A 26,967-nucleotide genomic window follows, 5' to 3' on the forward strand; every position below is an offset into this window, starting at 1 on the left:
ATTATCTCTCTCAAACTAAAAAGTCAATTATGACGATAGATCGAGCTTCTCTTCAATACTAGCACCAGGGTTATGCTCCCAGCGATCGCCTACGTGAGCATAAATCGAGGTAGTCCTGGGATCGGCATGACCCAGCAAATCTTGTACCTGTCTTAAATCCGCACCAGTTCTCAATGCCAGCGTACCAGCAGTATGACGTAAGCTATGTGCTGTAAGTGTTCTACCAGGAGTATGTTTCAAGTTACATTCAACCAGAGCGCGATCGCATATCTCCCTAATGCTGCGTCTAGATAATTGACCTCCTTTGTTGTTGTTACTAAGTGAGACAAAAACAAAATCTGTAGGTTTAATTTTCCTTCTTAGAACTTTTCTCCTCATCTGAAGATAATCATTTAGCTGGACTGTCAAATTTTCAGTTAGAGGAACGATCCTGCTAGCCCGTTTTGCCGATACCTGTAAACCAGTCTTAATGCCCTGCCTGACAATATCTGCTACTTTTAGTTGGTGCATTTCTACCGTTCTGCATCCTTCTAAACTCATGATGCCAATTAAAAGGCGATCGCGCAGCAGGCTCAGTTTTTCTTTATTTGTCTTAGCCCGATCTAATTGAGATTGAATATAGTCGAGTAAAAACTTTAACTCCTCTGCTTCCATAAAGGTAATCCGAGCAGCAGGATCTTTTCTGTCTTTGGGAGCTTTAACTTTGAGTGCGGGATTGTGTTCGATTAATCCATGAGCTATCGCAGCATTGTAGAATATTCTGACAATATTCAGTTTGGTGGCGATCGTAGAATTAGCGTATCCAGAGCTAACTAAATGTTGTCGGTAAAGCTTGATGTCTTCTGGTTCTGCCTCGGTAGGCGAGAGTAAATTATCTCGGCACCACTGCAAATACTGTTTGGTTTGGGATAAATAGTTGCGAATAGTATCGACGGAAGCTGCACCATCTCCTACTTCCATCTGGAGGAATCGGGCAAAAATATCTTCTAGGTTAGTGGTTTCCTTAATGGTTTCTGTTTTGGGGACAGCTGTCGCACTCTTTATCGATTCAATCTTTGTTTCTACTGTATTTGTAGTTTTACTTTCTTCTACAGAAATAATGTCAATTTTCATAGTTCGATTTCAACTAACAAATTTAATTTAGTAGCGATCGCGAGTACAGTTTCTCTAATCGTTGGCTCATTAAGATCTAAGACAGAGACATCAGCGGATAACAATTTAGAAGCTGCTCGTTCGTACAAAGCTATTGCGGGCTTACCGTCATGAGCATTGTTAAAAATCAGTCCCTCAATATTTCCATATAAATCGGAATTTTCATAGAAATAACGACTCCAGGCTTGAGTTAGTTTCCTTCTTCCATCACTTGCCATTGCGACTACCGAACCAGCATTCCAGGCACCAGAATCTCTTAGATCGAGTAATCTAAGACTTTGTTTTAAAGTAATAAAAGCAATCTGCTGTTTTTGTATTTTAATTGCTTCATCATCGCCAAACACCTCAATTAAGCAGCAGGATAAGTTAAATCCTGCATAAATAATCCCCCGTTCATTATCTATCTTGGGTTGTTTACCCTTTTGATGGTCAAACCTACTCAATGGACCATAATATCTAAACCCCGTGGCGGTAGCTCCATAACTTGTAGGGTCAAATATTCTTTGAATTGTCGTTCCAGGTTTTAATTCAAACCATTGAGGACTAATATTACGGGTTGGTGGTGGATAGCGAATCTCTACCATTACTGAGCGACACCCACTCCTCTCGCTTCGACTAGCAAATCTTCAATACCCCTATCATTACCACTTTTTAGTATCTCAAAGGGAGTACGATTTTCAAAAGCTCTTAATGGTTTACTGAACCAATTGAGTTTGGCAAAATCGCATATTTGTAAGGTTTTTATCAGTTCGGGCAAGCGATCGATTACCCCATCATCTCCTTCTGGATCGAACTGCCACAAGGGAAATCTATAAACACCATTATCCTTTAATCCCAATAGCGTACCTGCCTTACGGCGATCGTGTACGGTGGTAATTGCCTGACAGCCAATCAGTTTTGCTACTTCTGGCGTCGTAATACTTCGGGCTAGTAGTTCGCGACGACGTTGATAATACCGTTCTAAATTAGCCAACTCCAGTACAGCTAAATTACCTTCACTGTAGTCATCACCTGCAATCTTTTTCGCCAAAGCTTTTTTGGCTGGGTCGATTACTTTTGGTTTGAGGGATTCGGCTATTTGCTCCAGATGTTCTGTACTTGCTTCAGTTAAGGAAGTTGCTACATGATGCAGCAAAGTTTTTGCTACTTTATCTCTGTCTTTGGGTATCTCAATCGAGTGAATAACAGTATTTTTCATGTTTAGTTACTAAATTACCTAGCTTTATTGTAACTTACCTAAGAGATATAGTTTTATTTTATTTAATACCTAAGAGATATAGTTTTACTTCTGATAATTACTCTAATCAGAACTAGAAATTGACAATAAATTAATATAAATAATAATTCACAAGCTTTTTAAGCATTTATAAATTTTACAATTAGCATTTGATACGTAAAAGATACGCTATTATTCAAAACACTACAGAATTCGTTTTTAAAAATGTTATAATAAATTGTAATAACATTGCTAAAGTCACTTCGATCTGATGCCTAACAACTCAAACAATAATTACCCAGTTTCTCCAGCCAAGATTGGCAATCAGAATGGATATCGCTTACCTCGCGCTTTCTCCAAAGATCATCCCGAACTAGTTGATGCTAGCGGTCATCTTGAAGTTTTAGATGAAAATACGTTGTTAGTTCGTTTAGATCCTGTTGAAAAGGTCAAAGAAGATGATGACGATGTGATGATGAGTTTATTTCTAGACTTTCTAATGAAGTCTGCCGTTGAAGAACCTGAATCTCTTATTCCCTATACGAATCAAATGAGTCAGGAGGCAAACGAATTGTTAGCTGGGGTAGAAATCGATGAAGATTAATGGGTGGACTATCTTGTTTCATCCATTATTTAACGACCAATGGCAGCAATTGCTTCATCAGGTCAAGTCTTTACATTCACGCTTGCCAACTGACGACTTTGTTAAACATCCGCAAGTTGAGCTATTCAAAGCTCTTACCGTCGGGATTGAGGAAAAAATTCCGCATGATCCCTTAGCTTCATACTTTGCTCTGAGGAAGCCTTTGGATAAATACAGTCGTTTGAAAAAGATGGGGCTGCCAATCGGCTTTGCCGATTCGACAGCTTCGCTGGCGGATGCCTCCAGGCATCGCTACCGACTTTTCTTCAAAGTATTTCCACAACAAAAGGTAATTATTATTTTGTGGTTGGGTTTTCCCCGCAAAGAAGGAGACAAGAAAGACTGCTATCGTATTTTTGCCAAGATGGTTAAAAAAGGGCAGTTCCCCCTATCACTAAAAGATCTTATTGATTCGGATAATGGGCAGGAAAGCTAATCCAGTATGTCTCTATTGTGCCAAGAATTACCGCACAGAGGACGAGGCTAAAGAAAAGCATCCAGAATGTTATGTCGGGCATAATTGTCGTATCAAACGTAACCGTCTGAGAAATTCTGGTAAGGTAAACGCTAAACGTCGTCAAAATGCTGCTAAGAAAAAGGGCATCACTACGATAGAACCAATACTACCCGAAGCATATAGAGCAGAACTAGAAATTTACGGCAAAGAGAACCAATTTGTTCATGCGATCGCCCTTAAAATATACCAAGGTAATAAACTCTCCCATCAAATGCTACCGCAACATACCCAAGGACTCAGACAGCCAGAGCTTGAAGCTTACATCCGAAATCTCTTAGATCATTTGTCAACAGAGTATGGGATCGATTGTTATGGTCTAATTTACTGGCTAAATCCTGCTGACTGTCCTGAATGTAAAAGCAAAGTATTTACCGATAAAATTTTAAACTAAGAAGAATGGATTACTCCTTTAGCGCCATTATCCAACAGGTAAATAAAATTGATTCATCACACATAAAAGATGAAATTAAATTACGGCGAACGGGTGAGCTTTTTTATCTGGGAAGTGTTTGTCTTCTGGCGCAAGCAGAAGCAGCCTTAGAGAATGCTCAACAAGATAATGTAGATTTAACGGATACTCCTATAGACAATAGCTTTTGTCAATTTTTAGCTTCTCTGACTCAACAAAGTATAAGCACTTCCTTTTTACAAAAATATCTCAAACCTCAGAGTAGAGCTAAGTACCAGCGGGAAACATCAGTTAAAATTCAATCTTTAACCTCGTCTGAAGCGGTAGGTTTATTTGACCTCGATCTAATTGAACCCCAAGTCATATCTTTGGCTCATAACGAAAATATCAATGCTTGGATCGAACGAATAACCAAATGTCTTGAATCCAATATAGAAATCAACACTCTGCCTCAAATCTCCAAAGCAACTGCTTTGTCTATAGCTCAAGTATTTATTTCTTTACTTTTTGGTGATTTTGAACTGCTACAGTCAGGAGATTTTTATGAGGGATTTGCGATCGAGGTCAGATCGAGAACTAGCTGATATAACATCATATCCTCTAGATAAACGGCGTTTTTCGGCTTTGCAGTAAAGCTCTATCCCTATTTGATAATTGGGACAAACAGTAGAAATAGAGCGACCCAAATCTCTCTTCGCTGCTGAACCCCAGGTTTTTTTGAGCAGCCAATTTCCCCACAAGTCCTGGCATAGCTCAATGATGTAGAATCTTGTATCCTTTTGCCAAGAAGAATATAGATATTTGTCTAATTGATAACTCAACACGGTAATTATTTTAGCGTTCTAGCTTATCGATACTAATACGACTACATCGATCGCTTCATTAGATCTTTACTTTTTTTAAGATCGCGCTTTGGCTAACGCAAGTAGAGCGGATACAACTTTTTAAATCGCTTATGTGAATGAATGTAAATACTCAAATATCAAGAATTAATACCGTCGAACAAGCGATCGCTGTTCTGAGTCAATGCTCTGTCATTTCTGGAATTGGCGATGCTGTCAAATATCTGGAACAGAGAGCATTAAGATATCAATTGCTATTTCTTTACAGTTATTATTTTCCCCAGCAATACAGTCAAAGCAGAGCTTCAGTTTATCCCAATTTGGAAGAAGAGGAAGAATGGCTGAAGTATACCGAGCGAGAACTGGAATTTCTCCAGCTCATCAACAATAATTTGTTTCCTTTAGGTTATTTGGACTACCTCTTGGAAGAACACACGTACCTTATCGAGCCGAGTCAAATTCTTGTAACCCCCCTAGGAATGGGACAGCTAGAAGATTATGAAATGTCTTACTGTGACTTAGCGATCGCCGACAAAGCTTTATTACCTATGTCCAATATTGGTAGAGAAAACTTAGAGCATTGGCAAAATCATCTCGGAGAAGATTGCTACAGCGAGTGGTTTGACGCAGAATTCTCATCTATGCCTGAGATGAATGAGATTGCTCATCCTAACAACGTTAATTATCGCCAGCTTAGGCATTTATGTTTTGAAGCAGGATCGCCTATTTGCTATCTACCCATAGCGTTAAAGTTACTAAACCAAAATACTAACAATATTTGGCTTGATGAAGATGGAGGTTGGTCACAAGGAATGGGAGGAACAACCTTGGATTGGTCAATGGAAAATGTTAACTACCTTCACAAAGAGTATCTAAAAGCTCAGAGGATCTTAAATATTGTGGGTTCTCTTATTGACTGGCTAGAAAGCGATTTAACTACTAATTTTCAATACATTGTAAAAATATGGAATCAATGCACGACTCGCCGATAATATCTGGAGATACCCTTAGAGAAATTATTTCCAAAGCACCAAGAAATCTAAACCATTTAGATGCCGAACTTTTATTTGTCGATCGCAATTATATTCTTCATTACTTAGACGGTAACAGGCATATCTATAAAAGCCTGACCTCAGACATTTTACGTCGTGCTTTTGACAATGAACCTGCCGACACAGGATGGCTGCCTGAGAACGTTATTCGTCATGGTAGCAGCGTGCTTGGAGACTGGGTTGTCTGCTTCTTTCCTCAACAGCGTTATCGTCTACAAATACAGTCAGAGCAATTATACGTACCCTTACCGAGCTTTGTCTTTGTCGGAATTTCTAGTAGCTATTATGTCTGGGCGGTTAAAAAGATAAGATTTAATTCTCAGCTATTAATACATCATGCACCTCTACCCAACGTGATGAACGACGGTAGAGTTTGCTGGGGAAATATTTGTCCTCTAATCGCTAGCCTATCAACTATAGAATCCACCTGGTGGAAGTTTATCGGCAGTACATTTAACCAAGATTATACTCAGGGTAAATCGATAAAGTTTGATAATGTTGTCGAGCAGCTAAAACTCCAGAATCGAAGAGCCAGAATTTCTAATCGCTCTCGCTATCCAATCTCCGATCTCATTCCTATTCGGGATAACTTGACCGTGGAAGAAGCAGTGGAATACGTAACAAAATCCACTAAATGAAATTAAGCTAAATGAAAAGTAATTTAAGAAATTTAATATGCGGTATATTCTCAATTACGATGACGTTATAGTAATTGAGAATATAGAAACGTCTAATTATCTCAAAAGCATAACAGCGTCAGCTTGTAGAACCTTCTTCTTTTGCCAAAATAGAGTCAATTTCACGCATTTTCTTCTCCATTGCTTTTCTTAGAGATTTTAGATGATTGGCTTTTAACTGTTTAACAGAAAGTTTTGACAGCCCCTGTTTGACTTCTTGATATCGATCGATAGTTTTTTCCTTGGTTTCAGTTTTTAGTTTCTTAGTTCCGTGTTCTTCTAGTAACTCTGTTACAAATTTCCTGGTATCTCTAACGCTAAGAGCTTCTTTCAAAACGCGTTCGACTGCTTGGGTTCTTATTTCCAAAGCAGCAGCATCGTCTTTACCCAGTTTTTTAGCGGTAAGTTTGCCCAATGCTTTTGCCTGGTGGCAGGGTAAATTTCTTTCACGAACGGCTTGTTTTAGATCTTCCGTCAGAGAAATCATTGCTAAGTCATTAGCAACAAATGAATGTAGTTCTACTTGAAAATCAAGTAGGATCAGAATTATTTCAATCTGTAAGGGATTTAATTCTAGTTTCTCTAAAGCTTTCTGCTGTTCTTCTCTAGTAGCTTTTTCGATTAACTGCAAAGTTCGATCTGCTGCTTCGTTTTTGCGGAATTGATAGTCAAGATTTCTGAGGATTTTTTTGAGCTTGGCAACCGCTGCCTGAGATCTTGATTGTCCTTCTTCTACTTCATCTTCATAAATATCTAAATCTACATTCCAATTAAGTTCTCGTACAAGCGATTCAGCCCGATCTAGAGAATTCAAACTTTCGCTATGGAGATGGTGTAGTAGAGTACGGCGGTGAATCTCTTTTTCATTACCGACAAGAGGAGAAATGACCGCTTCCAAGCTTTTCCATTTTTCGTTTCCAGCTTCTACTAAATATTTAGCTGCTCTCCAAGTCACTTCTCCATCTTCAAGCTGATACTGGTTTGCTTTGTCTGTTGATGGAATCAAAATTAGCGAATCAAGCTGTCCTTCTCGCTTTAAAGATTCAACTCTTTTCAAAATTACTGCTTCAGTAAATGTTTTACGGCATTGATCGCTAGGTGTAATGTTCTCAATTGAAACTAATACTTTGCCGTTTCCTTGTTCTAGTTGAGAACGTAACTGAATCAATAGTTCTTCTCTTTTCTCAACTTCTTTTTGAGTCCGATCGAGCTGCTGCTTCAGGTCTTGAATTACGTCGTGTCGCTTCTTAGCAGCGAGCGCCGAATCAAAATCCTCGTCAATTAAATTAGCAACAGATTGTCTTCTACCCATTAAACTAGTTCTCCTTAATTTTTTCTAAATCGTCTACTATACCAGCAAAAATTGAATTCATGCGATCGCCCGATCTGATGATTTTCAAAGGTTTACCCAAAATAGCTGAATTGTTGAGATACTGCCAAGTACGCAGTGGTGGATAAAGCTTAATCTCTAGCTGCTGAGAGATTCTGGTTAGTGCTTCGATAAAATCTTCGTGGAAAGCTGCATCTTTGTTGTAATGATTGGGAATTAAGCCCATCATTCTCGGCGATGGAGACAACTCTAATTCCTCAAACTCTTGCCAGATAATATTAACGAGAGAAGATACCGTTCTTGCTTTTACTCCCATATCAACGGGAATTAAAATGTCTGTACTGGCTGCTAAGGCATTTTCAGTTAAAAGATCGAATCCTGCTCGACAATCAAGAATGATTAATTCACAGTCAAGAGGATAAGCTTTTAGTATTTTATTGAGAGTGTACTCTCTTCTTTTGCGTAAAACCAAGCTTTCTCCTACTTCTTTAAGTCCACGACATCCCTGGCACACTGAAATCAATTCAGAGCCGAAAATAGGTTTTAAGGGCCATGAACCATTAAAATCGCGATCGAAGATTATAGCGGTCGTTTGCCGTAGATCTCGCTCTGGTTTTAACCCAACAAAAGCATCTAAACTATGATTGTTATCAAGATCGATTATCGTGACCGATCTTCCTCGTAAACTCCATTCATAAGCTACGTTGACAGCGATTGTTGTTTTACCAACTCCCCCCGCCTCCGAGAGCATAACCAGAATAATTTGATCTGTCATATATTGTCTCAAAAAACACTGCTTACAAATTTACTATGACGTTATCGTAAAATATTCAATTTGGCATTATCTGAGATTAAATAAATGTGTATTTTACAGATCGAATAAACCTGTAAGCTATTTAGGCTTTAGATTTTAGGTCATAAATAAGATTATTAGCCTTCGTTCTTGGTTTAGTTTGTTTTGCCCTTTCGGGGATTAATTTAGAAGCGGTTTTCTCAGGCTCAATGTCCCAAGTAGGATCTTTTTCTACCGCTTCTATTAAACTTCTAAACCATTTATGACATTTACTCATATGTCTTTTGACTACTCTATTCTTCACGCCAAGTCCATCATACTCTCTGTATATAAACAGGTAGAATTTTACCTAGTCGGATGCGGTGGTACTGGTAGCTGGCTTGCCCCCAGTCTTTGTCGAATCGCCAGAACTCTGAACGAGCAAGGCAAAGCAACAACCTTAATATTCATCGATCCAGATACCGTAGAACGAAAAAATGTCCTACGCCAAAACTTCTGTGATGCTGAAATCGGATTAAATAAAGCTCAAACTTTGGCATTAAGATATAGCATCAGTTGGGGCGTTGAGATTAATGCATTACCAGCTTTGTTCGATTCACAAATAGTTGCCAGAGACTATTATCAGAGAGAACACAAGCTCAAAATTATCATTGGCTGTGTCGATAATGCGCTCGCTCGCCAATCAATTACCCATGCTTTGTCCCAATATCAATCTTGGCATACCAGAGATGTCGCCACAGAACTTTGGTGGCTTGATTGTGGCAATCATTCAAATAGCGGGCAGGTATTAATCGGTTCTCATTTATCAACGGAGATTGATGTTTACAAATTTCATGAGTTGGGGTGTATTAAATTGCCCGCGCCCTGTCTACAACACCCCGAATTATTAAAGCCAAAACCAGAGGAATTGGATGACAATACCGTCTCTTGCGCCGAACTTGCCCTGCTTAATACTCAAAGCCTTTCCATTAATCAGCGCATGGCAGCAGAGGCAGCAAGCTATCTAGTTCAACTGGTAACAGGTAAATTAAATCGTTTGGCTACTTATTTAGATCTCAATAGTGGTTTTGCCACCTCTACTTTTATTACCGAAGAGGCGATCGCCAAAATAGTTCCCGACGCTAAAGATCTAGCCAAAATTTAGGATCGTCTATTTCTTCTTCAGTGACTCCATAGGTTTGATTATCGTTGTCATTTGAATAATCTACCTCAATTCTATATTCATCGATTAATCCTGTATCCGTGTAAAATTCCATCAAACTATGGTGGACTTTAATCTTTTCTTTTTTTCGTTTCATAATCGGTTGATTTTTCTCGATTGCGCGATCGCGACCGACGTTAGTTACTTTATTCTTCATAGACCGTTTTTCTCTATTTACTTTTGTTTTGCAGATTATACAGCGCAGTTGTACTGCCAGTACCTAGTAGCTTTAGGTAAATTAATTGGTTATTTTTGCTCATTTCAAAAGACTAATTAAAAAGTCATCCTGTCGGATTTATTTTTTTGAGAAAGAAAATACTATTGGCGCAGGAGTAGTAAAAAGATGAGCAATCAAAAGGATAAAAACAACTTGGCTGTTGAGCCAGGACTAAAAATTCCCGTAATCGATCTGAGTTTAGCTGAATCGGGGAAATATTTATCAGAGCCAGAAACTATTAACGATTCTTTATTAGAATTGCTGGGAGAGGAACATGACTTGTCTTCCTTGGTTATTGTCAAACTCGATAAAAATCGTGGTAGGCAGTTACAGTTTGGCGATCCCTCTAAGGCTGCGAAGGTTTACTTGAATCAGTTAGATAAAGTAGATTTTGGCGACAACATCAAGCGGGGTGTCATCTTTAGTTCGGGTAAAAGCGTTTACTTTGGCAATAAGGAACTGATTGACAACATTCGCCATCAATTCTTTAAAACACAACCAGACCACTGCTGTCGCTATGGCTCGCTACTGGTAAGCTCTTGTTTAGAAGGAGCAGCGATATTTGACACTAGTAAAGATAATTCTGACTTTTCACGGCATCTTTTGAAGGGTATATAAGTTGTGTAACAATATTCGCTAACAATTTTATCCATTTCGAGAAATCTGCCCTCTCGATAGAGCAAAATAATTGAGCAGATTTTGAGTGGTGAATGAATCAGACCAAAAATTTAATAACCGAAAAATGTGACTTTGGAGATCAGCGTTTAACCAAAAGGGCTATGTTCATCGAATCGAGATTATCGTTAAAATATGGCAAACCACTCTCCGCGATTTTTGAGAGAGCAAGTGACCTGAAAAGAGCTTATGAATTCTTTGCCAATCCGAAAACTAGCCTAAACAGTGTGTGCCAACCCTATCATCTTCAAACAGCAGAGCAGATTAAAGAACTCTCAATCGTATTAGCAGTAGGAGATACAACCTATCTCGATTACAAGAAAATCCGCGAAAAAAGAGCCGAATATGGACCCATTGGCAATGGTGGGAATGGACTAATTTTACATAGCACCTTAGCTGTAAATGGGGAGAATGGACAACCCATAGGATTATTAACAGAAAAACTGTGGCATCGAAATCATGAAGAAAGTAAGAGTTTAACTCAGAAACAGAAGCAGAAAAAGCAAGCGGAAGCAAGAAGACGTCCGATTGAACAAAAAGAATCTTATAAATGGATAGAAGCTCTCCAATCCGTCCAGAAACTCTTAGAAAAATCCGAACCAGAGAGTATTAGCACCAAAGTAATTCATGTATTTGACCGAGAAGGAGATATCGCGGAAGTCTTTGAACAAGTCAGTCAAACCGCAAATACAGGGTTAGTGGTAAGAGCAGCACATAATAGGGCATTATCAGAGTCAAACAGTTATTTATGGTCATGGCTCCCATCTCAATCTATCAAGATGGAAGTAGCAGTAGAATTAGCCAAAACCCCAAATCGAAAAGAGCGAACCGCTACTCTGGCAATTAGATATGCACCCATCAAACTTCGCAGTCCTGCCAGAATGAAAGAACCAGAATATTTTGAAGTTTATGGGGTTTATGCCGTAGAAATTGACCCCCCAGAAGGCTGTGAACCCGTAGAATGGATGATCTTGACCTCCGAACCCGTTACCAATGGGGAACAAGCACAAACCATTTTACGATGGTATACTTACCGTTGGCGAATTGAAGAATATCATAAAATTCTCAAGTCAGGGTGTAAAGCGGAAAGCTATCGTCTATCTGGAGATAGTATGCAAGTTTTACTGGGATTTTTAACGAATATCGCTGCACAATTGTTAAAAATGACCTATGTTCATCGAACCAAACCAGATGCACCTGCATCTTCAATTTTAAATCAGGTACAAATTGAGGTTTTAGCTGCCAAATTTGGAAAATCAGTCACCGCAGTAGATTTAACGGTAGCTTGGGCGATACAAGCTGTAGCTCGTTTGGGCGGTTACTTGAGTCATCGCCGAAAGAGTAATATTGGCATCACGGTGTTATGGCGTGGCTTTTTAGAGCTGCAATCTTTATGTGAAGGATGGCAATTACGCTCCCCTGGTTGAAGTTTAGAAGCGAGTTGATTGTAACTTTGGAGAGGACTAGAATGAGAATATAGTTGGCGAACTTTGTTACACAACTATATCCGATTATTTCTGAGCTGAACTATGGCTAATGCCCGTCAACAGAAGGATCTAGCCACTCGTCTAGATGAACTTAAACATCTTATTAAACAACTCCAACAAGATATTCAAGACATAAGGGACGAAGGTGAAATTGCTCCGTCTGGTTGTTGGATTGTGCGCTACCAAGCTAAAGGAAAAAAGGGTGGTCGTTATTGGTATTACAAATGGATGTCCCATGAGCCGATTTTTGTCACCAAAAATGGCAATCCTTCTCGTCATCAATATTTAGGTATAGTCATTCTAAATAATTTCCGTATGATTTAACGATGTCATCCAAGGAAGTACCAGGAGCGGAATAAATACGTCTTTTTTTGAGGATGCCCTAAAGGATTAGCTTCGCGTCGCAAAGTCTTGTTCGATACGATTAAAATCAGGTGAATAGGGTGGTAAAAACAAAACTTTGTGACCCGCTTGTTCGGCAATGCGAAACACATCATCCTTGCGATGAAATGCCGCATTATCAAGAATTAGAGTGGAGTTTGGTTTCAATTCGGGAATTAGATGCTCTTCGAGCCATTGATTAAACCATAAAGCACCATTTACTTCCTTTAAAAAGAACTGGTGCTAACAACTCTTTGCCTCTTTTGCCAGCTATCAGACTTGTTCTTGTTCCTCTTTTACCATTGCGATTGGCGAAGCCACTGCCCTTCGGGCAATCGCCGTAAGTTTTTTGTCCTCGTTTTGACCAGCCATAAGGACGATAGACATATTCTTCAAAGCCTGATTCATCCAAGTAAACTAAATTGCTTGATCCGTCAAGAATGACAATTTTACGTAAATTTCTCAGAAAGCTGATTCGCTCACTATGCTTACGTTCAGTGTATTTCAGCGTTTTTTTTACGAGTTAACTTCATTTGCTTCTGGGCATACCCAATAGCACTCGTATGCACTCCAAAATATTGCGCCCTTTCTCTTAACAAAGCATCTGGATTTTCTTGAATATGTTGGGCAATTGCTAGAGAGTCTAGTTTTCGCTTTCTTCCAAGTTGTGGTGCTGGAGTCAAATTCTTTCTTCGACACCAATCATTCACACACCATAGACTTACCTCATATCTTCTTGATGCTTCGGCTTTGGAGCCTCCAGCCGCTACAAAGTCCACTACCCGCTTTCGCAAATCTACACTATAAGTCATCTAACCTGATTGATTTCTCATCTAGCTTATATTATTTCATATGTTTCCTATTTAGAATGACTATAAAGCTGGAAGTCAAGCTTATTTGAAAGCGGTTGAAGCTCTATCACGTCCTGGTTCTAACGGATTTTGTGGATCAACCACTTTGAAGGGTTTGGCGACCGTTCATCGAGCTAGCAATCAACAAATTGTGAAGCCAATTGTGATGATAGCTAAAACCATTGAGATCGCTAAACGGCGATATCCGTGACGAGCATTTTGAGCGAGTTCTAGCTGCGTAGGGATGGAAATTCCAGATCAGTGCCATCGAACGTAGATATAATCTTGCCGACTCCTTGTCACCATGAAAGTATTGCATAGTGTAGAGTAAACGGTCTTGGTGATTCATCAACCGGTCTACCATATTGCTAGTGCGATGAGCTTGGGGAAATTGATAAGCGACTGTGAATTGAGCAGCACGACGGCATAATTGACGCATCTTGCTTAAAGTGCGTTTCCGTCTGATATGTTTTTTGCTCCAAATCAAAGCTAATCGTATTCCTTGCAAGAATTTAGCAGCAGTAGAGGATTTATAAGCTTTCCAGAGCAGAGCTTTGAGCTTGTTTCTTAAATTGCGATAACTGGGGCTTCCTTTCTGCACTTTTAGCACCGCGTGCAAAAAGCACAGTACCAAAGTCACCGTGGGAAATAGATTAAGCCAAGCCTGTTTAGTTCCGTCCCAAGCATCTGTATTGACTGTCACTGGGGTATAATTGGGGTCGAGAAGACGAGCTTCGGTTTGAAATTCTGCGTATCCTTTAGTTAAAGCTGGCGCACTAGCTGATTCGGTCAAGCTAACTCCCAAAATACAGCCAGATGCTACGGTAGTAGGAAGATAAACTCGTGAACCCCCTAACCAAGTATGTTTTTCATCCGCTACCAGATGTGGAGGCAGTTTTTGAGCGTCTTTGATTGTCGTTCCCACAATCGAGGCTCGACCTAAAGACAGGTAAATACGATACCAGTACATGGCATTACGACCGAAAACATAACTTAAAGCGTCAAAAGGCACACCAAATTGTCTTAAATACATTGGTTTGTCTATTTCGTCGGTTTTTCCTACCATATAAGGCATAATGAAGTCAGGACGCAATTGATAGACCTGCTGATTAGCTTTGAGCTTAATGCGGCGCATTGACAGTTCCTGTTTGCTGGAGACCACCCAATCATGAAAGCTGAACCCTGCTTCCATTTCTCTGGGAAAAATTTCAGGATACTTGGCATAAAGTTGCAGCAAATAGGCTCTATAATTGTGATTATTGGCGATTAGTTGTTGATATTGTTCTTCACTGCTAACGGGTAAACAAATACTTTTATCTCCTCTGATAGAAACTGCCATGCTTGAATTTTTACTGAAAATCAATTGATTGTTTGTTGACTTTATCTCAATTTGATTTCTTTTGTGCTTCAAGCCCCATTATCCTGAGTATTTCTACTACCCACAAAATCCGTTAGAACCAGAACGAGTTTTGGTAGATTCAGGACACGTTACTCAAAACAATTTAGCAGAAATTAAACGCCGAAAAATCAAATTAAGTATCGATGATTTTGGTACAGGCTATTCTTCTCTCAGTTATTTACGTCGATTACCAATAGATAATCTGAAAATAGACCGTTCTTTTGTTGATAGTATTAATTCGGATCCAGAAAGCTTCGAGATTGTTAAGACTATTATTACCTTGGCACATACTTTGGGAATGGATGCAATCGCTGAAGGGGTCGAAAATATCGCCCAGGTTGAACGTCTCAAAAGTCTGGGTTGTGAATTCGTGCAAGGATACTTATTTGCTGAACCTCTAGAACCAGATGCGATCGAGTCTATTTTAAGTAAATATGAGTTAAAAGTTCGGAATTAGGGGTTCGGAATTCGGAATTCGGAGTTCGGGGTTCGGAGTTCGGAGTATTCGCTACGCCAGAAGCTACCCTAAAGGACTAGCTATCGCGTCGCGCAACGGAGTTATAGGTTATAGATTGGTTCGGAGTTGAATTTTTTCAAACTATGATCACGGGAATTTTAGTGGCTTGCAAAACTGCTTGGGATACGGAAGTAGTCAATAATTCTTGTGATAACTGATTTTGAGATTTGCCTAAAACAATTTCCGTAGCTTGACACTCTTGAGCTAATCGTACAATTTCCTCTGATACTAAACCTGTAGTAGTTACAAACTGATGAGGAATATCTAACAGCAATTTGTTAGTCAGTAGCTCCAACTTTTGCAGTTCTGATTCTGAAATATTATCAGCAACGTGGATAATCATAGCTTTGCCATTGGTTCTCCGAGCTAAGTCGGCAACTTTGGTTAAGACAGAAATCGCCATCGAGGAAGTATTGATCGCACCTAAGATAACAGTACGAAATGTAACGGTCGTTTTTGTAGGATCTACCGCATCTTGAGTTAAGAGTTTGGGGGCAAATGTGGGAATTGCCCAAGCACCAAGGGGAGCCGTAATTAGAATTGATAAAGCAGCGATCGCTAGAATTATATCTCCTCCTGGTATACCCAAACTAAGTGGAATTGCTCCAATAGCTGCCTGTACCGTTGCTTTAGCTGAGTTTCCTGGTAATAAAAATAATTTCTCGCGCCAAGTCCAATTACTTCCTAGAGTGGATAAATACCAACCAATTGTACGACCAAAAATCAAGCCAATTACGAGTAAGATAATTCCTGAGAACAAGACATCACCTAATACTTCTAACTGAATAGATGCTCCCATCAGTACAAATAATAATATCTCTGCCACAATCCACAAATAGTTAAATTCCTGACGTAATCTGCGAGCTAGGGGGGGACTAAATTCAATTAGAAAAAAGCCCATCGCCATCACTGCTAAGTAACCAGAAAAATAGGGAAGTTGGTTAGCTAAAACAACTAGTAGTAAAGCCAGACTAGCGGTAATTAAGGTTTCCTGTACGGGATTTTGGCACCAATGTTGTTTAATGACGCAGAAAACAATTAATTTTGCCGTTAAATAACCAATTATTACTCCAAAAATAATTTGGGTGATTACCTGTATTGGCATTAGCCATAAAGCATTAGAGGCGATACTCCCTTGAGCTAAAAAATTCAAGACCAGACTGAAAACCAATAGTACCAGCACATCTGATAAAGCACTACCGGTTAATATTGCGTCGGCTATTCCCTTGGAAACCCCCCAACCTAAACTTTTGAGCCGTAACATTCCCGGGACAATTACCGCAGGAGATTCCGCACTGACTACACAGCCTAAGAGTAAACCTGTTAAGAAATCAAACTGAAATAGCCAGATGGAAACAAAGGATATAGCGATCGCTTCTGTCATAGCGGGTAGAAAACCCAATCGCAAAGCCACACTGCCCTGTCTAACTAATTTTTCCCGATCTAGTCCCAAACCTGCTCGCATTAAGATAACCATGACTGCCATAGTTCTCAAATCATCAGCTAGATTCAAAGCACTCTCGGAAATTAAATTACTAACTTGCGAGCCAAGCAATATTCCTACAATCATCATTCCCAGTAATGAGGGAGCGCCGACTTTACTGGCTAATTGACCACCAAGGAATCCCAATAAAAGGATCAAGATCATGCTGAGTAGTAAGCTGTTAGGCATTTGATTTGTTGACTAACGATACGCCCAATATTACTAAACTACCGCCTAGCAACAAGATATAAGACAAGGATTCTTGTAAAAAAAGAACACTAAAGATGATGGCAAATACGGGTACTAAATTAATAAAAATAGCAGCTTTAGCAGCACTGATCGCTTTAATTCCATCGTAGTACCAGTTAAATGCAACTACAGTCCCTAAAACACCTAAATAAGCTAAACTAACCCCTGTCAATAAGTTGATATTTGGTAGCTGATTTTTTTGTTCCCCTATAGCTAAAGGTAATAACAAAATCGTACCGCTCCAAATTGCATAGGTAGTAGTAGTTAAAGCAGACAATTCTTGCATTGCTAGTTTTCCTAAAAGAGAATAAATTACCCAGCTGACAACGCAACCCAAAATAGACAACTCACCTTTGCCAACTCCATGAGCAATCAAGCTACTAATATTTCCCTCAGTAATTACCAATGCTGCTCCTAAGAACGAGATGAAAATTCCAATTATCTTTAAGGAAGTAAGCTTCTCTTGAAAAAAAATCCGAGAGCTGATGGTAATAGCCACTGGATTTAAGGCAATAATCAATCCCGCACGACTGGCAGAAATTTCTTTCAAGCCGACAAAGAAAAAAATATTATAAGCAAGAACTCCGCTCAAGCCTAATAAGATAACTAGGAGGACTTGTCGAAATGTTAATCGGGGTAGTTTATTCTGTCCTGGGAATGTTAACAATCCAAGACAAACAGAAGCGATCGCAAAACGACTAAAAGATGCAGTGAAAGGGTTTATAGTTTGAGAAACTACTCTCCCTGCTACGAACGTTCCGCCCCAAATTGCCATGGTGAGAACTAATTTGACGTAGAGTATTGGAGAATTCTGCATGAAAAAGACGGTGGTGATTAGTATTGATAAGCAAAACTCACACACTCAAATTTACCAAGGTCTAGAAAAAAGGAAAAAAATTACTTGGAAAATTTTTGGGAACTATAAAGATCGCTGGATCTGCTCTAACTTTTTGGGTGTTCAAGATGCAAAAACTAGTATTCAAACCGCTTTTTTCCCTCATTTTTTTGGCAGCATAGATTCTACCGGAATTTAACTTGATTTAGTCAGCTCTGCTTCAATTTTTTGCACAATCGAGGCAATTCTACGGGATTTATCTTCGGACAGTAGAGGTTCTAAAATTTCAAAGAAAAATTTGATTAACAACGGACTTGCTTCATATTCCATTGCAATTTCAGCATAGCAAGCCATAATTGAGCTAGCAATTAAAGTGCGATCTTGTTCACGATAAGATTGTAGTTTTTCGTTTAGCCAGTCAGATACTTTGTCTTTGTAGCGATCGTAATGCTCAATGATTGATTCAGCCGAAGCAATTTGCTTGAGTTCCGTCTCAAATTGACTCGACAAAGCATTAACAATTAAATCAACGTGCTTTTGCTTTTGACTGGGACTGTTCAACAGAGGAGTATTACCATAGGTAGAATCTAATCTTTTGCGTCGTTTGGCTTCACCCATAATTTTCCTCAATATGATATTCATTGCCAATTATCTCTAATTTTCGATCCAGCTAAACAAATTTGATACTAAAACTAGCTTTCTAACTAGCGATTGCTTGGAGCTTATCAGCAAATCCGATTGCATAGTTGATCATTAAAAAATTCATGTTTCAAATCAGCAACGCCGAAATTAATTTTTTAGTTTATTTTTTCAGATGTAATCATTTAACAAAGCTAGATTTGGCAGCGCTTTTTAACCCAACAACCATGCAAAATAAAACAAAAGGTAATGCAATTAGTGCATGTCAAAGATTATTTCGTATCTAGATATACAAAATATCTAAATAAATCTACTTAGTCTTATGAAATAAGAGCAAACACAGAATTGGGACCAAATCTAACTGCGTTGAATCTCCATAACCACTAAGTTTTAGATTTATGACTATTGAAGCCGATACAAAAATCAAACTCAACAAACTAGAGAAAGCAAAAGCAGCCAAGGATGGTCTAGATGTTAAAAACGAACTAGAACATTTCGCCCAAATTGGCTGGGAAGCAGTTGATAAAACCGATTTAGAAATGCGTCTTAAGTGGTTAGGGGTTTTTTATCGTCCAGTAACCCCTGGTCAGTTTATGGTCCGAATGCGAGTTCCCAATGGAGTTGTTACTAGCGAACAAATGCAGGTTTTGGCTAGTGCGATCCAACGCTACGGAGAAGAAGGAACAGCAGATATTACTACACGTCAGAACATTCAATTGAGAGGTGTTCGCCTAGAAGACATTCCTGATATTTTTCGCCAGTTTAAAGCAGTAGGACTGACCAGTATTCAGTCAGGCATGGACAATGTTCGCAATCTAACAGGTTCTCCTGTAGCGGGCATCGATCCTGATGAATTGATTGACACTCGGGAAATGATGAAGAAGGTTCAAGACATGATTACCAATAACAGTGAAGGTAATTATGCTTTTACTAATCTTCCCCGCAAATTTAATATTGCGATCGAGGGAGCCAGAGACAATTCTATTCACGCTGAATTGAACGACCTGGCATTTGTTCCTGCATATAAAGACGGCGTTTTGGGTTTTAATGTCTTAGTCGGTGGTTATCTATCAGCTCAACGCTGTGCGGAATCAATTCCTTTAGGAGTTTGGATACCTGCTAACGATGAAGATGTGGTTGAGCTTTCTCGGGCTGTTCTTACCGTTTATACCGTAAATGGAGGTAAGGAAGGATTGAGAGCTAGTCGCCCTAAAGCTCGTATGATGTGGTTAATCGAGACTTGGGGGCTGGAAAAATTCCGAGCGGAAGTAGAGCAAGAATTTGGCAAAACTTTAGCCTCTGCTGCACCAAAAGATGAAATTACTCAAGATAAGAAAGATCATTTGGGGATACATCCCCAGAAGCAGGCAGGCTACAGTTATGTTGGTTTGCACGTTCCCATGGGGCGTTTAACTGCTGACTCCATGTTTGACCTAGCTAGATTAGCAGAAGTTTATGGTAACGGGGAAATTCGTCTTACAGTAGAGCAAAACGCAATTATTCCTCATATCGCTAATGAAAATATCGACACTTTTCTCAGTGAACCATTATTAGAGAAATTTACCATTAACCCCAGCACTCTTTCTCGCTCAGTTATTTCCTGTACGGGAGCCCAGTATTGCAATTTTGCTTTGATTGAAACCAAACAAAGAGCCTGGCAATTAGCTCAAGAATTAGATCGAGAATTAGATATTCCCAACCGAGTTCGCCTTCATTGGACAGGATGTCCTAATTCCTGTGGGCAGCCTCAAGCAGGAGATATTGGCTTAATGGGGACCAAGGTTCGTAAAGATGGTCAAGCTGTAGAAGGAGCGAAAGTATTTACTGGTGGTAAAGTTGGTCAGAATGCTGAATTAGGAACTTTGATCAATAAAGGTGTTGCTTGTGATGATCTCAAAGTAACATTGCGTAATTTATTAATTGAAGAATTCGATGCCAAATTAAAAGAGGGAGTGGTTATTGAAGAGTCTATTCCCACGGAAGAAACTCCTCCATCAGATACTCAAGAGTCAGCAGCAGATTCTGCTAAGACTACTAAGATATTCTTCGCTAATTCCTGGAAAGAAGCTGTTTGTTCTGAGCCAGAATATATTTTGGATGCAGCCGAAAAAGTAGATATAGAAATTGAGAATAGCTGTCGTGCAGGGACTTGTGGTACTTGCGTTGCCAACATTCTCAAAGGAGAAGTAACTTACGAAGAAGATTATGATGCCCTGAGTGATTTAGAACCAGGACAAATTTTAACCTGTTGCTCTAAACCTGTTAGTTCAGTAGTCATTGATGCCTAATAGATAGGTGTGAGCAAGCTTAAGTATTTGTTGTTAAAGCTTAATTGGTAATTGTCTATTGTTTTCTCTTCTTCTACAGGTTTTTAATACCAAATTGAATAGCTTTGACTACACATTGATCGTAAGGGCGCATTGCCATGCGCCCCTACACAAACGATCTGTTGTCTTTTAAATTTAAAACGGTATAGCTGCCTTGTATTACATTGTGACGTACGAAGGTGAGATGCAAACTAGTAACGTGACGGCGATCAGCTTTGCTGGTGCGCGGAGCGCAATCGCCTCTTTTATTCATCAGTATGACGACAATCAACCTAGCAGAACTATTTGAGACTGAAGACATTAAAGCTTTTTACAATCAATGTGGTTATGAAGGTGGTCTGAACGAAGAAGATCTGATACTGATTGCTCAATTAGAAGGAAAAATTATTGGTGCAGTACGTTTGTGTCCAGATAATGGTTTTGTTGTGTTGCGAGGAATGCAGATTCTAGCTTCATTTCAGAGTCAAGGTGTTGGTACACAATTACTTCAGGCGTGCGCAGAGCAACTTGCGGATCGAGTTTGTTATTGTATTCCGTGGCAACACCTGCGATCGTTCTATCAGCAAATAGGATTCCAAGAAGTATTGCCAGTTGAGGTTCCGGTCTTGTTAAAAGAGCGATTCGATAACTATATTTCTAGGGGAATGAACGTCATTCTAATGGGTCGATTCCCAGCCATATATAGTCATTCCAAATAAAAACTATACGATTGTGTAAGGGCGAATTGCAATTCGCCCCTACGATAATTATCTGTTTTAACGAAATCTCCTATCATGCGGAAACTAATTGAAATGACTATAATACATAGTTATTCATATGCCTTTGCTCTAGCAGAAAATGGGTATCGTATTCTTGCTGTTGAGCCATCAGCAACGATGAGAAGTTAGGCGATCGCTCATCTTGGCATTCATTGACATACTCTACAACCAAGCTATCGCTATGGTTGCAGAATCTCGAAGGTAGAAGATTCTACGGACACACCAATTACGGTGTCATGCTGGCACTGTCAAGGCAACCCTACTCTCTCATCCCAAGGGACATGGATTAATGCTTTTGGAGAAAAACTACCCTTGCTAGATCAATCGGCTGATGTAGCGATTTTCTAGACTTTTTGCCAATCAACGTAGGGCAAGTTAGCCGCAGTAGTTTTAATATTGGCAATATTGTCCAATAATTGTCCGCAATTATCCCAAGTCCCCCGAAGAAACATCTGTCGTGAACCTTCGTTCATTTGTACTGCCACCGATAAATCATTGCTTGTAACTTGCATAGATTCTAAATCAACTAAAACCTCTGCTTGAGGATTCTCTTGAATTAATTTTTGTAGTTGCTTAATTTCTGAGGGAGAAGCAATTACACAGGGAACACCGATCGCCACACAGTTACCAAAAAAGATCTCAGCAAAACTTTCACCGACAATTGCTTGAATACCCCATTTAGCTAGTGCTTGGGGAGCGTGTTCACGAGATGAACCACAGCCAAAGTTATTATTTACAACTAAGACACTAGCATCTTGATATTGAGGGAAATCAAAAGGATGTTGACCATCGGCTTGAGCGCGATCATCCTCAAAAGCATGTTCCCCTAAACCATCAAAAGTGACACAACGGAGATAGCGGGCAGGAATTATGCGATCCGTATCGATATCATCTCCCGTGACGGCGATCGCCTTACCTGATATTGCTTTAACTTGGCTCATGGTTCGATAACTCTTTTTAAAAAAATTATTAATTTAATCACGAACCTGATTCTAACCTTTGTTGCCACTCTCGATCTATCTGATCGCTATTTTTTAGATTTTGATCCAGGAGCTCCTCTTCAGTAGTGTAGGTAATATCGCGATCGCCAATTACTTTTTGTTGAGCAAACTGACTGGCATAGACAATCTTGTTACGCAGAGATGAATCGGGTTGCTTTAGGGCGATCGCTCTAGTACTACGTGCTTGATTACGCTCAACAATTTTGGGATTACGTCCTTGAATCCAGAAATAACGCACCAGAGGAATAAATAGAAATAGAATTCCATAAACTAATAGTAGCCAGTGAATTGAAGCAACAAATGCCACTATTCCCCCCAATTGAGCAGCAATTGTGCCATCTCTCAACAGAGATCCTAGGACAAAGGCCAGAATAATATTAACCGCACCTAAACCAACAGCCATCGTAATTTGACTGCTATCAGCTTGACTAAAACGCCATAGCTTTTCTTGAAGATAACTAGCAGGAGAAATGGTGTTTGCTTGTCTGTGGTTTGCCATTACCTGAAGTTCAGGAAAATAGTAAATAATTTCTCCTTGGGGAGAAACTTCAGGATAACCATTAAAGCGGCTGAGAACTGGCAACATATAATCTTCGTATTGATCTGTCTCATCTACATAGGGAGCAATTTGTTCCCCTACCACTGCTCCTTTATGGCGGCGAATTACTGCTCCTATAGCTTGCCAACGGTACTCTTCTAAATCTGCGTTGGGATTGCCATCACCAAATAAGAAGGAATAGACTGCTTCCAAAAAATTCATTTGGTAATTCCCCCTAGTCTCTCTCCTGCGTTGAAGCCGACGATGATTATAACCAGGATCGAACAACCAAAATATATCACCTATCCAGAAGCGAGGGATAAAAAATCCACCTCCACCATAGCTGCGATTGCTTCCGCCTTCTCTTTCATCATTACTAGAATTTATAGCAATAAAAATTGCGATAATTGCTACTAACATTAGTAAAATCGAAGCAATCAAAATAACCCCAAAAGAAATTCTAATCAGATAAAATAAAACTCGCCAGATTTTCTCCCAAGTTTGTTGCCAGCGCAGTTGCCAATACTTATTACGCAGGATGGAACGAAAGTTTTTGGGAAACAAGTAAACCACATCTCCCGACTCTGCAACCTGAAGATGTCCACCCGCTTCGCTTGCCAGTGCTAATAACCCCTGTTGAGCAAAGTTTAATTCTAGCCCTGCCTGTGCTGCTACGTCACCGACGGTGACACGATAATCTAGTTTTTCGATTGACTTAACAATTTGGGGATTGGGAGTCATTATCTGCAATGGGGATGGGATATTTATTTAGTTCTATTTTATCGTTTTCTTTTTTAACTTTAACTCCTTTAACTTTGGGACTAAGTAAAGCGGCAGAGCCGCAGCTATAAGCTGTAAGCTGTAAGCCAATTATAAGAGGCTTTAACCTCTCCTAATTGTAGACCACCAAACTTCGTTTGCTGGGGGCATTAAACCCGATAGCTATAAGCTGTTAGCCGTTTACAAAGCGTAAACTTTAGAGCTTAAAGCTTAAGGCTTAGAGCTTATAGCTTTTTAAGGTAAACAGTCACCGGGACTATTCCCAGAGTATGCTAGTCAACATCAAATATAATTAGAATTTTCCTAAATTTAACCAAATATGTCTTAACAAAAACTCATAAAGTAACTGACTAAATTTGTTAGGGTTAGATGCGAGTAAAATTACTCAGATTATTAACGGTTTCGGTAAGTGGATTTGAGCAATGATCAATGCTAAACAACAAAGTCAGCGCGATCAAGAAGCCTCTGCTGTTAGTCAGCATGAATTTCGTCGTAGCCATCTGATCTTGTTTATCTTGGTTTCTTTATTAGTTCATAGCTTAGGATTGTTTATTTTTGATATCTATAAACGTGTTCAACCTGTTACCAAAGATAAAAATGAAAGTAAACCAATTGAGTTTATAGTTGTTCCTCCTGAAGAATCTACCGAACAACCACCGCCAGAAACTCAGAAACGAGCTACAGAAAATTCAGTTGCCAAACAAAGCATTAAGCCAGAGAAAACGGCTGCATCTGAAGAAATTGGTGACGAAAATTCCCCCAACCCAACTCAGGCAAGTTCAACATCAATACCGCCAGAAGTTCCTACTCAAGCTCCCAAAATAGTTACACCTTCTCCCCCAACTTCCCCGCCTCCTCAGCTACTCAAACCTCCTAAACCAACCCCAGAACCAAGTAAGATAGCCACATCTTCTCCTATAAACCCTACAGTTTCTAAACCAGTAAAACCTGCTGAACCAATTTCAGAATTACCTCAAATAGCTCCCCTATCTCCAACACCTCAAACACTTGATAAACCGATCAAACCTCTTAAACCTAACCCAGATACTCAACCTAAAACTGAATTACCTAAATCTACTCCTGAAAATCAGCCTTCTCTGCTAACAGGGTCTGATTCAGGTGCACCAGCATCAAAACCAGAACCCACCCCCTCTAAACAACCGACTAAACCATTAGCGACCCTTCCTCCAGTACTTCCCAAACCGACTAAACCTTCTAAGCCGCTCCCAGAAGTTCAACCTCAAACTGAACCAACCAAATCTCCACCTGAAAATCAGCCTTCAGAGCGAACAGATTTAGATTCAACAGCTCCAGAATCAAAACCAGAACCCGCTCCTACTAGCCAGCCTAATCAACCAGAGGAAAATTCCCAAGTTGCTACTCGTTTACCTGCCAAAATACAACCTAGTGAGCCAATTCCTGAGTCAAATCAAGCTCCTCCTCCTCAGACTTCAACATCTACAGAGCAAGCTAATCCATCGAACTCAGATGCAGCCAGTTTGCTGGGAGGAGATTATAAGCGAACTATTGCTAATGGTGGAGGAGATGCCTTTTTTAGCCCTGAAGCTTTGACACATAAAAGTGTTCTCAACCCCTCTCAGTTAAATGCCCTCAAAGATATCGATCTAAGCGAATACTTTGCAGAGATCAAAAGAAGGGTAAAGCGCAATTGGCAACCTTCTTTTGCAGTTGAAGAATATACTACTTTTTTGACTTTTGCGATTGAACAAAATGGTCAAATTACTGGACTTAGGGTTACGAAAAGCTCTGGATCACAAAGAGTCGATCGCGAATCCCTAGAAGCGGTGCAGAACGCTGCTCCTTTCGATCCTCTGCCTGCTGGTTTTCCTTTGGAAGATTTGGAAGTTGAATTTAGTTTTAATATCTATATCTATTAAAATGCGTGATTAATTACTCGATCAAAATCATTTGCTCATAATTTATGGAAACAATATTACAACTTTTTAAAAGTGGGGGAGTGGTGATGTTTCCACTCCTAGGACTTTCAATCTTCTCTCTAGCGATGATCTTAGAGCGATCGCTTTTTTGGCTGAGAATATCTCGTCAGCAAGGCAAAGTAACTAAGCAACTGCTAAATCTCTATCAAGATGATGCTCAAGCAGCAAACATGATGTTAAAACGTCATCGTAACTTGCCCATAGCCCGTATATTTTTGGTTGCTTTATCTTTAGAAAGATCAACACCACAGAAATTTAAGCTAGCCTTAGAAAGTGCTGCTCAAGCCGAAATACCAATCCTGAAGCGGTTTAGTAATTCCTTTGAGACCGTGATTAGTGTCTCACCCCTACTTGGTTTATTAGGTACAGTTCTAGGCTTGATTACCTCGTTATCTTCATTGAAATTGGGAGATATAGAATCATCCCAGGCTACAGGAGTCACTGGTGGCATTGGAGAGGCTTTGACTTCTACTGCTGCGGGCTTAATTATTGCGATCGCCACTCTCTTTTTTGCTAGTATTTTTCGGGGGCTATATTTACAACAAATTGCCCAGATTCAAGAAGTTGGCGGACAACTGGAACTTATACATCTCGACAAACATGAACAGCCTGGAGTTTACGATGCGCTTACCTGAAGAACCAGATTTACCCCCCAGAATCAATATTTTGCCAATGATCGATGTGATCTTCGCGATCTTGGTATTTTTCTTGGTCTCCAGCCTATATCTAACTCGCTCTGAAGGTTTATCTGTCAATCTTCCCCGTGCTAAAACTGCCCAACTGCAAAAGTCGCAACCAATAACAGTTAGCTTAGATAGTCAAGGGAAGTTAACTATCAATAGTCAACCCGCACAACTTGAGGAGTTAAAAGCACAAATAGAAGAAATGCTCAAAAACGAATCATCAACAACTGTGATCGTCAATGCCGATAAAACTGTAGAACATGGTCAAGTAGTTGATGTAATTGACCAATTACGCCAAATTCCCCAAGTACAACTGGCGATCGCAGCTAAGAAAAAACAATGATCTAAGAGGTTCAA

The 26,967-nt window shown here is 39.6% G+C and carries 32 protein-coding genes and 1 pseudogene; 18 read left to right on the top strand and 15 right to left on the bottom strand.

Going from position 1 to position 26,967, the window contains the following annotated elements; genetic code table 11:
• Positions 1–27: 27 nt before the first annotated feature.
• From PLEUR7319_RS0114495 to PLEUR7319_RS0114505, 3 genes are read right to left on the bottom strand one after another with little or no spacing between them, the layout of a single operon-like run.
• On the bottom strand, positions 28–1,113 hold the full coding sequence (locus PLEUR7319_RS0114495) for a tyrosine-type recombinase/integrase (protein WP_019505951.1): 1,086 nt from the start codon (positions 1,111–1,113) through the stop codon (positions 28–30).
• Positions 1,110–1,736 (bottom strand): RES family NAD+ phosphorylase, encoded by a 627-nt coding sequence (locus PLEUR7319_RS0114500; protein WP_019505952.1) that lies wholly within the window; start codon positions 1,734–1,736, stop codon positions 1,110–1,112. The genes PLEUR7319_RS0114495 and PLEUR7319_RS0114500 overlap by 4 nt, the downstream gene beginning before the upstream one ends.
• Positions 1,736–2,350: a hypothetical protein gene (locus PLEUR7319_RS0114505; RefSeq protein ID WP_019505953.1), complete on the bottom strand. Its 615-nt coding sequence runs from the start codon at positions 2,348–2,350 to the stop codon at positions 1,736–1,738. The genes PLEUR7319_RS0114500 and PLEUR7319_RS0114505 overlap by 1 nt, the downstream gene beginning before the upstream one ends.
• A gap of 289 nt (positions 2,351–2,639) precedes the next feature.
• Here PLEUR7319_RS0114505 and PLEUR7319_RS0114510 point away from each other — a divergent pair, with 289 nt between their 5' ends.
• From PLEUR7319_RS0114510 to PLEUR7319_RS0114535, 6 genes are all read left to right on the top strand, one after another.
• Entirely contained in the window at positions 2,640–2,972 is a 333-nt protein-coding gene (locus PLEUR7319_RS0114510) for a hypothetical protein (protein WP_019505954.1), read from the top strand.
• The gene (locus PLEUR7319_RS0114515; protein WP_019505955.1) at positions 2,962–3,447 is read left to right on the top strand and encodes a type II toxin-antitoxin system YhaV family toxin; all 486 of its coding nucleotides are present in this window, start codon (positions 2,962–2,964) and stop codon (positions 3,445–3,447) included. Before PLEUR7319_RS0114510 ends, PLEUR7319_RS0114515 begins: the two co-directional genes overlap by 11 nt.
• Positions 3,431–3,919: a hypothetical protein gene (locus PLEUR7319_RS0114520; RefSeq protein ID WP_019505956.1), complete on the top strand. Its 489-nt coding sequence runs from the start codon at positions 3,431–3,433 to the stop codon at positions 3,917–3,919. Before PLEUR7319_RS0114515 ends, PLEUR7319_RS0114520 begins: the two co-directional genes overlap by 17 nt.
• A gap of 5 nt (positions 3,920–3,924) precedes the next feature.
• A complete protein-coding gene (locus tag PLEUR7319_RS0114525; protein ID WP_019505957.1) occupies positions 3,925–4,521 on the top strand; it encodes a hypothetical protein in 597 nt (198 codons plus the stop codon).
• A gap of 377 nt (positions 4,522–4,898) precedes the next feature.
• Positions 4,899–5,771: a hypothetical protein gene (locus PLEUR7319_RS0114530; protein WP_019505958.1), complete on the top strand. Its 873-nt coding sequence runs from the start codon at positions 4,899–4,901 to the stop codon at positions 5,769–5,771.
• Entirely contained in the window at positions 5,744–6,469 is a 726-nt protein-coding gene (locus PLEUR7319_RS0114535; RefSeq protein ID WP_019505959.1) for a hypothetical protein, read from the top strand. Before PLEUR7319_RS0114530 ends, PLEUR7319_RS0114535 begins: the two co-directional genes overlap by 28 nt.
• A gap of 118 nt (positions 6,470–6,587) precedes the next feature.
• On the opposite strand, the gene PLEUR7319_RS0114540 is transcribed toward PLEUR7319_RS0114535, so the two are convergent.
• From PLEUR7319_RS0114540 to PLEUR7319_RS41305, 3 genes are all read right to left on the bottom strand, one after another.
• Positions 6,588–7,820, bottom strand: a complete 1,233-nt coding sequence (locus PLEUR7319_RS0114540) for a hypothetical protein (protein ID WP_019505960.1) — start codon at positions 7,818–7,820, stop codon at positions 6,588–6,590.
• A gap of 4 nt (positions 7,821–7,824) precedes the next feature.
• A complete protein-coding gene (locus tag PLEUR7319_RS0114545; protein ID WP_019505961.1) occupies positions 7,825–8,613 on the bottom strand; it encodes a ParA family protein in 789 nt (262 codons plus the stop codon).
• Positions 8,614–8,734: 121 nt separating this feature from the next.
• On the bottom strand, positions 8,735–8,908 hold the full coding sequence (locus tag PLEUR7319_RS41305; RefSeq protein WP_019505962.1) for a hypothetical protein: 174 nt from the start codon (positions 8,906–8,908) through the stop codon (positions 8,735–8,737).
• Between PLEUR7319_RS41305 and PLEUR7319_RS0114555 the strand changes: the two genes are divergently transcribed.
• A complete protein-coding gene (locus PLEUR7319_RS0114555; protein WP_019505963.1) occupies positions 8,909–9,775 on the top strand; it encodes a ThiF family adenylyltransferase in 867 nt (288 codons plus the stop codon).
• Here PLEUR7319_RS0114555 and PLEUR7319_RS0114560 read toward each other — a convergent pair.
• Positions 9,753–9,989 (bottom strand): hypothetical protein, encoded by a 237-nt coding sequence (locus PLEUR7319_RS0114560; protein ID WP_019505964.1) that lies wholly within the window; start codon positions 9,987–9,989, stop codon positions 9,753–9,755. The genes PLEUR7319_RS0114555 and PLEUR7319_RS0114560 overlap by 23 nt on opposite strands.
• A 186-nt stretch (positions 9,990–10,175) precedes the next feature.
• On the opposite strand from PLEUR7319_RS0114560, the gene PLEUR7319_RS0114565 reads away from it, so the two are divergent.
• From PLEUR7319_RS0114565 to PLEUR7319_RS35420, 3 genes are all read left to right on the top strand, one after another.
• Entirely contained in the window at positions 10,176–10,667 is a 492-nt protein-coding gene (locus tag PLEUR7319_RS0114565; RefSeq protein WP_019505965.1) for a hypothetical protein, read from the top strand.
• 92 nt (positions 10,668–10,759) lie between these two features.
• Entirely contained in the window at positions 10,760–12,151 is a 1,392-nt protein-coding gene (locus PLEUR7319_RS0114570) for an IS4 family transposase (protein WP_019503390.1), read from the top strand.
• A gap of 102 nt (positions 12,152–12,253) precedes the next feature.
• Positions 12,254–12,535, top strand: coding sequence for a hypothetical protein (locus PLEUR7319_RS35420; protein WP_019503389.1), 282 nt, complete (start codon positions 12,254–12,256; stop codon positions 12,533–12,535).
• Here PLEUR7319_RS35420 and PLEUR7319_RS43515 read toward each other — a convergent pair.
• Both PLEUR7319_RS43515 and PLEUR7319_RS0114585 read right to left on the bottom strand, forming a co-directional pair.
• Positions 12,507–13,404: pseudogene (locus PLEUR7319_RS43515) on the bottom strand (IS630 family transposase). The gene PLEUR7319_RS35420 and the pseudogene PLEUR7319_RS43515 overlap by 29 nt on opposite strands.
• 136 nt (positions 13,405–13,540) lie before the next feature.
• A complete protein-coding gene (locus PLEUR7319_RS0114585; protein WP_019503788.1) occupies positions 13,541–14,782 on the bottom strand; it encodes a hypothetical protein in 1,242 nt (413 codons plus the stop codon).
• Between the two features lie 61 nt (positions 14,783–14,843).
• Here PLEUR7319_RS0114585 and PLEUR7319_RS0114590 point away from each other — a divergent pair, with 61 nt between their 5' ends.
• On the top strand, positions 14,844–15,299 hold the full coding sequence (locus tag PLEUR7319_RS0114590; protein ID WP_144054309.1) for an EAL domain-containing protein: 456 nt from the start codon (positions 14,844–14,846) through the stop codon (positions 15,297–15,299).
• A gap of 136 nt (positions 15,300–15,435) precedes the next feature.
• Here the strand turns inward: PLEUR7319_RS0114590 and PLEUR7319_RS0114595 are convergent, their stop codons facing one another.
• Together PLEUR7319_RS0114595 and PLEUR7319_RS0114600 are read right to left on the bottom strand one after the other, a co-directional pair.
• Positions 15,436–17,031 (bottom strand): cation:proton antiporter, encoded by a 1,596-nt coding sequence (locus PLEUR7319_RS0114595; protein ID WP_019505967.1) that lies wholly within the window; start codon positions 17,029–17,031, stop codon positions 15,436–15,438.
• Positions 17,024–17,908, bottom strand: a complete 885-nt coding sequence (locus PLEUR7319_RS0114600) for a DMT family transporter (RefSeq protein WP_019505968.1) — start codon at positions 17,906–17,908, stop codon at positions 17,024–17,026. The genes PLEUR7319_RS0114595 and PLEUR7319_RS0114600 overlap by 8 nt, the downstream gene beginning before the upstream one ends.
• Here PLEUR7319_RS0114600 and PLEUR7319_RS0114605 point away from each other — a divergent pair.
• On the top strand, positions 17,907–18,125 hold the full coding sequence (locus PLEUR7319_RS0114605; protein ID WP_019505969.1) for a hypothetical protein: 219 nt from the start codon (positions 17,907–17,909) through the stop codon (positions 18,123–18,125). The two genes, PLEUR7319_RS0114600 and PLEUR7319_RS0114605, sit on opposite strands and share 2 nt — an antisense overlap.
• Here PLEUR7319_RS0114605 and PLEUR7319_RS0114610 read toward each other — a convergent pair.
• Positions 18,122–18,568 carry a hypothetical protein gene (locus tag PLEUR7319_RS0114610; RefSeq protein WP_144054310.1) on the bottom strand — a complete coding sequence of 149 codons (447 nt, stop codon included), beginning with the start codon at positions 18,566–18,568 and terminating at the stop codon, positions 18,122–18,124. The genes PLEUR7319_RS0114605 and PLEUR7319_RS0114610 overlap by 4 nt on opposite strands.
• A 395-nt stretch (positions 18,569–18,963) precedes the next feature.
• Here PLEUR7319_RS0114610 and PLEUR7319_RS35430 point away from each other — a divergent pair, with 395 nt between their 5' ends.
• The 3 genes from PLEUR7319_RS35430 (at position 18,964) to PLEUR7319_RS0114625 (ending at position 21,590) form a co-directional block, all read left to right on the top strand.
• A complete protein-coding gene (locus PLEUR7319_RS35430; protein WP_019505972.1) occupies positions 18,964–20,853 on the top strand; it encodes a ferredoxin--nitrite reductase in 1,890 nt (629 codons plus the stop codon).
• Positions 20,854–21,058: 205 nt separating this feature from the next.
• Positions 21,059–21,181: a hypothetical protein gene (locus PLEUR7319_RS43130; protein WP_256380634.1), complete on the top strand. Its 123-nt coding sequence runs from the start codon at positions 21,059–21,061 to the stop codon at positions 21,179–21,181.
• Positions 21,150–21,590 (top strand): GNAT family N-acetyltransferase, encoded by a 441-nt coding sequence (locus tag PLEUR7319_RS0114625; RefSeq protein ID WP_019505973.1) that lies wholly within the window; start codon positions 21,150–21,152, stop codon positions 21,588–21,590. The genes PLEUR7319_RS43130 and PLEUR7319_RS0114625 overlap by 32 nt, the downstream gene beginning before the upstream one ends.
• A gap of 97 nt (positions 21,591–21,687) precedes the next feature.
• On the opposite strand, the gene PLEUR7319_RS43135 is transcribed toward PLEUR7319_RS0114625, so the two are convergent.
• From PLEUR7319_RS43135 to PLEUR7319_RS0114635, 3 genes are all read right to left on the bottom strand, one after another.
• Positions 21,688–21,822 carry a hypothetical protein gene (locus PLEUR7319_RS43135; RefSeq protein ID WP_256380635.1) on the bottom strand — a complete coding sequence of 45 codons (135 nt, stop codon included), beginning with the start codon at positions 21,820–21,822 and terminating at the stop codon, positions 21,688–21,690.
• 172 nt (positions 21,823–21,994) lie between these two features.
• Positions 21,995–22,591, bottom strand: coding sequence for a 3-isopropylmalate dehydratase small subunit (gene leuD, locus PLEUR7319_RS0114630; protein WP_019505974.1), 597 nt, complete (start codon positions 22,589–22,591; stop codon positions 21,995–21,997).
• Positions 22,592–22,628: 37 nt separating this feature from the next.
• Positions 22,629–23,930 carry a hypothetical protein gene (locus PLEUR7319_RS0114635; RefSeq protein ID WP_019505975.1) on the bottom strand — a complete coding sequence of 434 codons (1,302 nt, stop codon included), beginning with the start codon at positions 23,928–23,930 and terminating at the stop codon, positions 22,629–22,631.
• A gap of 461 nt (positions 23,931–24,391) precedes the next feature.
• On the opposite strand from PLEUR7319_RS0114635, the gene PLEUR7319_RS0114640 reads away from it, so the two are divergent.
• From PLEUR7319_RS0114640 to PLEUR7319_RS0114650, 3 genes are read left to right on the top strand one after another with little or no spacing between them, the layout of a single operon-like run.
• Positions 24,392–25,867 (top strand): energy transducer TonB, encoded by a 1,476-nt coding sequence (locus PLEUR7319_RS0114640; RefSeq protein WP_019505976.1) that lies wholly within the window; start codon positions 24,392–24,394, stop codon positions 25,865–25,867.
• 44 nt (positions 25,868–25,911) lie between these two features.
• Complete coding sequence (locus tag PLEUR7319_RS0114645; RefSeq protein ID WP_019505977.1) at positions 25,912–26,562, top strand: MotA/TolQ/ExbB proton channel family protein; 651 nt, start codon at positions 25,912–25,914, stop codon at positions 26,560–26,562.
• Positions 26,549–26,953 carry a biopolymer transporter ExbD gene (locus PLEUR7319_RS0114650; RefSeq protein WP_019505978.1) on the top strand — a complete coding sequence of 135 codons (405 nt, stop codon included), beginning with the start codon at positions 26,549–26,551 and terminating at the stop codon, positions 26,951–26,953. The genes PLEUR7319_RS0114645 and PLEUR7319_RS0114650 overlap by 14 nt, the downstream gene beginning before the upstream one ends.
• Positions 26,954–26,967: the final 14 nt, after the last annotated feature.

This window comes from Pleurocapsa sp. PCC 7319 (assembly GCF_000332195.1).
GTDB lineage: Bacteria > Cyanobacteriota > Cyanobacteriia > Cyanobacteriales > Xenococcaceae > Waterburya.

Bases quoted from the DNA above. Each gene is read 5' to 3' on its own strand.
- PLEUR7319_RS0114565 (WP_019505965.1), top strand. From the start codon at position 10,176: ATGAGCAATCAAAAGGATAAAAACAACTTGGCTGTTGAGCCAGGACTA.
- PLEUR7319_RS0114510 (WP_019505954.1), top strand. From the start codon at position 2,640: ATGCCTAACAACTCAAACAATAATTACCCAGTTTCTCCAGCCAAGATT.
- PLEUR7319_RS0114520 (WP_019505956.1), top strand. From the start codon at position 3,431: ATGGGCAGGAAAGCTAATCCAGTATGTCTCTATTGTGCCAAGAATTAC.
- PLEUR7319_RS0114495 (WP_019505951.1), bottom strand. From the start codon at position 1,113: ATGAAAATTGACATTATTTCTGTAGAAGAAAGTAAAACTACAAATACA.
- PLEUR7319_RS35430 (WP_019505972.1), top strand. From the start codon at position 18,964: ATGACTATTGAAGCCGATACAAAAATCAAACTCAACAAACTAGAGAAA.
- PLEUR7319_RS0114605 (WP_019505969.1), top strand. From the start codon at position 17,907: ATGAAAAAGACGGTGGTGATTAGTATTGATAAGCAAAACTCACACACT.
- leuD (WP_019505974.1), bottom strand. From the start codon at position 22,591: ATGAGCCAAGTTAAAGCAATATCAGGTAAGGCGATCGCCGTCACGGGA.
- PLEUR7319_RS0114540 (WP_019505960.1), bottom strand. From the start codon at position 7,820: ATGGGTAGAAGACAATCTGTTGCTAATTTAATTGACGAGGATTTTGAT.
- PLEUR7319_RS41305 (WP_019505962.1), bottom strand. From the start codon at position 8,908: ATGAGTAAATGTCATAAATGGTTTAGAAGTTTAATAGAAGCGGTAGAA.
- PLEUR7319_RS0114650 (WP_019505978.1), top strand. From the start codon at position 26,549: ATGCGCTTACCTGAAGAACCAGATTTACCCCCCAGAATCAATATTTTG.
- PLEUR7319_RS35420 (WP_019503389.1), top strand. From the start codon at position 12,254: ATGGCTAATGCCCGTCAACAGAAGGATCTAGCCACTCGTCTAGATGAA.
- PLEUR7319_RS0114535 (WP_019505959.1), top strand. From the start codon at position 5,744: ATGGAATCAATGCACGACTCGCCGATAATATCTGGAGATACCCTTAGA.
- PLEUR7319_RS0114555 (WP_019505963.1), top strand. From the start codon at position 8,909: ATGTCTTTTGACTACTCTATTCTTCACGCCAAGTCCATCATACTCTCT.
- PLEUR7319_RS0114610 (WP_144054310.1), bottom strand. From the start codon at position 18,568: ATGAATATCATATTGAGGAAAATTATGGGTGAAGCCAAACGACGCAAA.
- PLEUR7319_RS0114595 (WP_019505967.1), bottom strand. From the start codon at position 17,031: ATGCCTAACAGCTTACTACTCAGCATGATCTTGATCCTTTTATTGGGA.
- PLEUR7319_RS0114560 (WP_019505964.1), bottom strand. From the start codon at position 9,989: ATGAAGAATAAAGTAACTAACGTCGGTCGCGATCGCGCAATCGAGAAA.
- PLEUR7319_RS0114625 (WP_019505973.1), top strand. From the start codon at position 21,150: ATGACGACAATCAACCTAGCAGAACTATTTGAGACTGAAGACATTAAA.
- PLEUR7319_RS0114500 (WP_019505952.1), bottom strand. From the start codon at position 1,736: ATGGTAGAGATTCGCTATCCACCACCAACCCGTAATATTAGTCCTCAA.
- PLEUR7319_RS0114570 (WP_019503390.1), top strand. From the start codon at position 10,760: ATGAATCAGACCAAAAATTTAATAACCGAAAAATGTGACTTTGGAGAT.
- PLEUR7319_RS0114545 (WP_019505961.1), bottom strand. From the start codon at position 8,613: ATGACAGATCAAATTATTCTGGTTATGCTCTCGGAGGCGGGGGGAGTT.
- PLEUR7319_RS0114505 (WP_019505953.1), bottom strand. From the start codon at position 2,350: ATGAAAAATACTGTTATTCACTCGATTGAGATACCCAAAGACAGAGAT.
- PLEUR7319_RS0114635 (WP_019505975.1), bottom strand. From the start codon at position 23,930: ATGACTCCCAATCCCCAAATTGTTAAGTCAATCGAAAAACTAGATTAT.
- PLEUR7319_RS0114515 (WP_019505955.1), top strand. From the start codon at position 2,962: ATGAAGATTAATGGGTGGACTATCTTGTTTCATCCATTATTTAACGAC.
- PLEUR7319_RS0114600 (WP_019505968.1), bottom strand. From the start codon at position 17,908: ATGCAGAATTCTCCAATACTCTACGTCAAATTAGTTCTCACCATGGCA.
- PLEUR7319_RS0114640 (WP_019505976.1), top strand. From the start codon at position 24,392: ATGATCAATGCTAAACAACAAAGTCAGCGCGATCAAGAAGCCTCTGCT.
- PLEUR7319_RS0114585 (WP_019503788.1), bottom strand. From the start codon at position 14,782: ATGGCAGTTTCTATCAGAGGAGATAAAAGTATTTGTTTACCCGTTAGC.
- PLEUR7319_RS0114645 (WP_019505977.1), top strand. From the start codon at position 25,912: ATGGAAACAATATTACAACTTTTTAAAAGTGGGGGAGTGGTGATGTTT.
- PLEUR7319_RS0114525 (WP_019505957.1), top strand. From the start codon at position 3,925: ATGGATTACTCCTTTAGCGCCATTATCCAACAGGTAAATAAAATTGAT.
- PLEUR7319_RS0114530 (WP_019505958.1), top strand. From the start codon at position 4,899: ATGAATGTAAATACTCAAATATCAAGAATTAATACCGTCGAACAAGCG.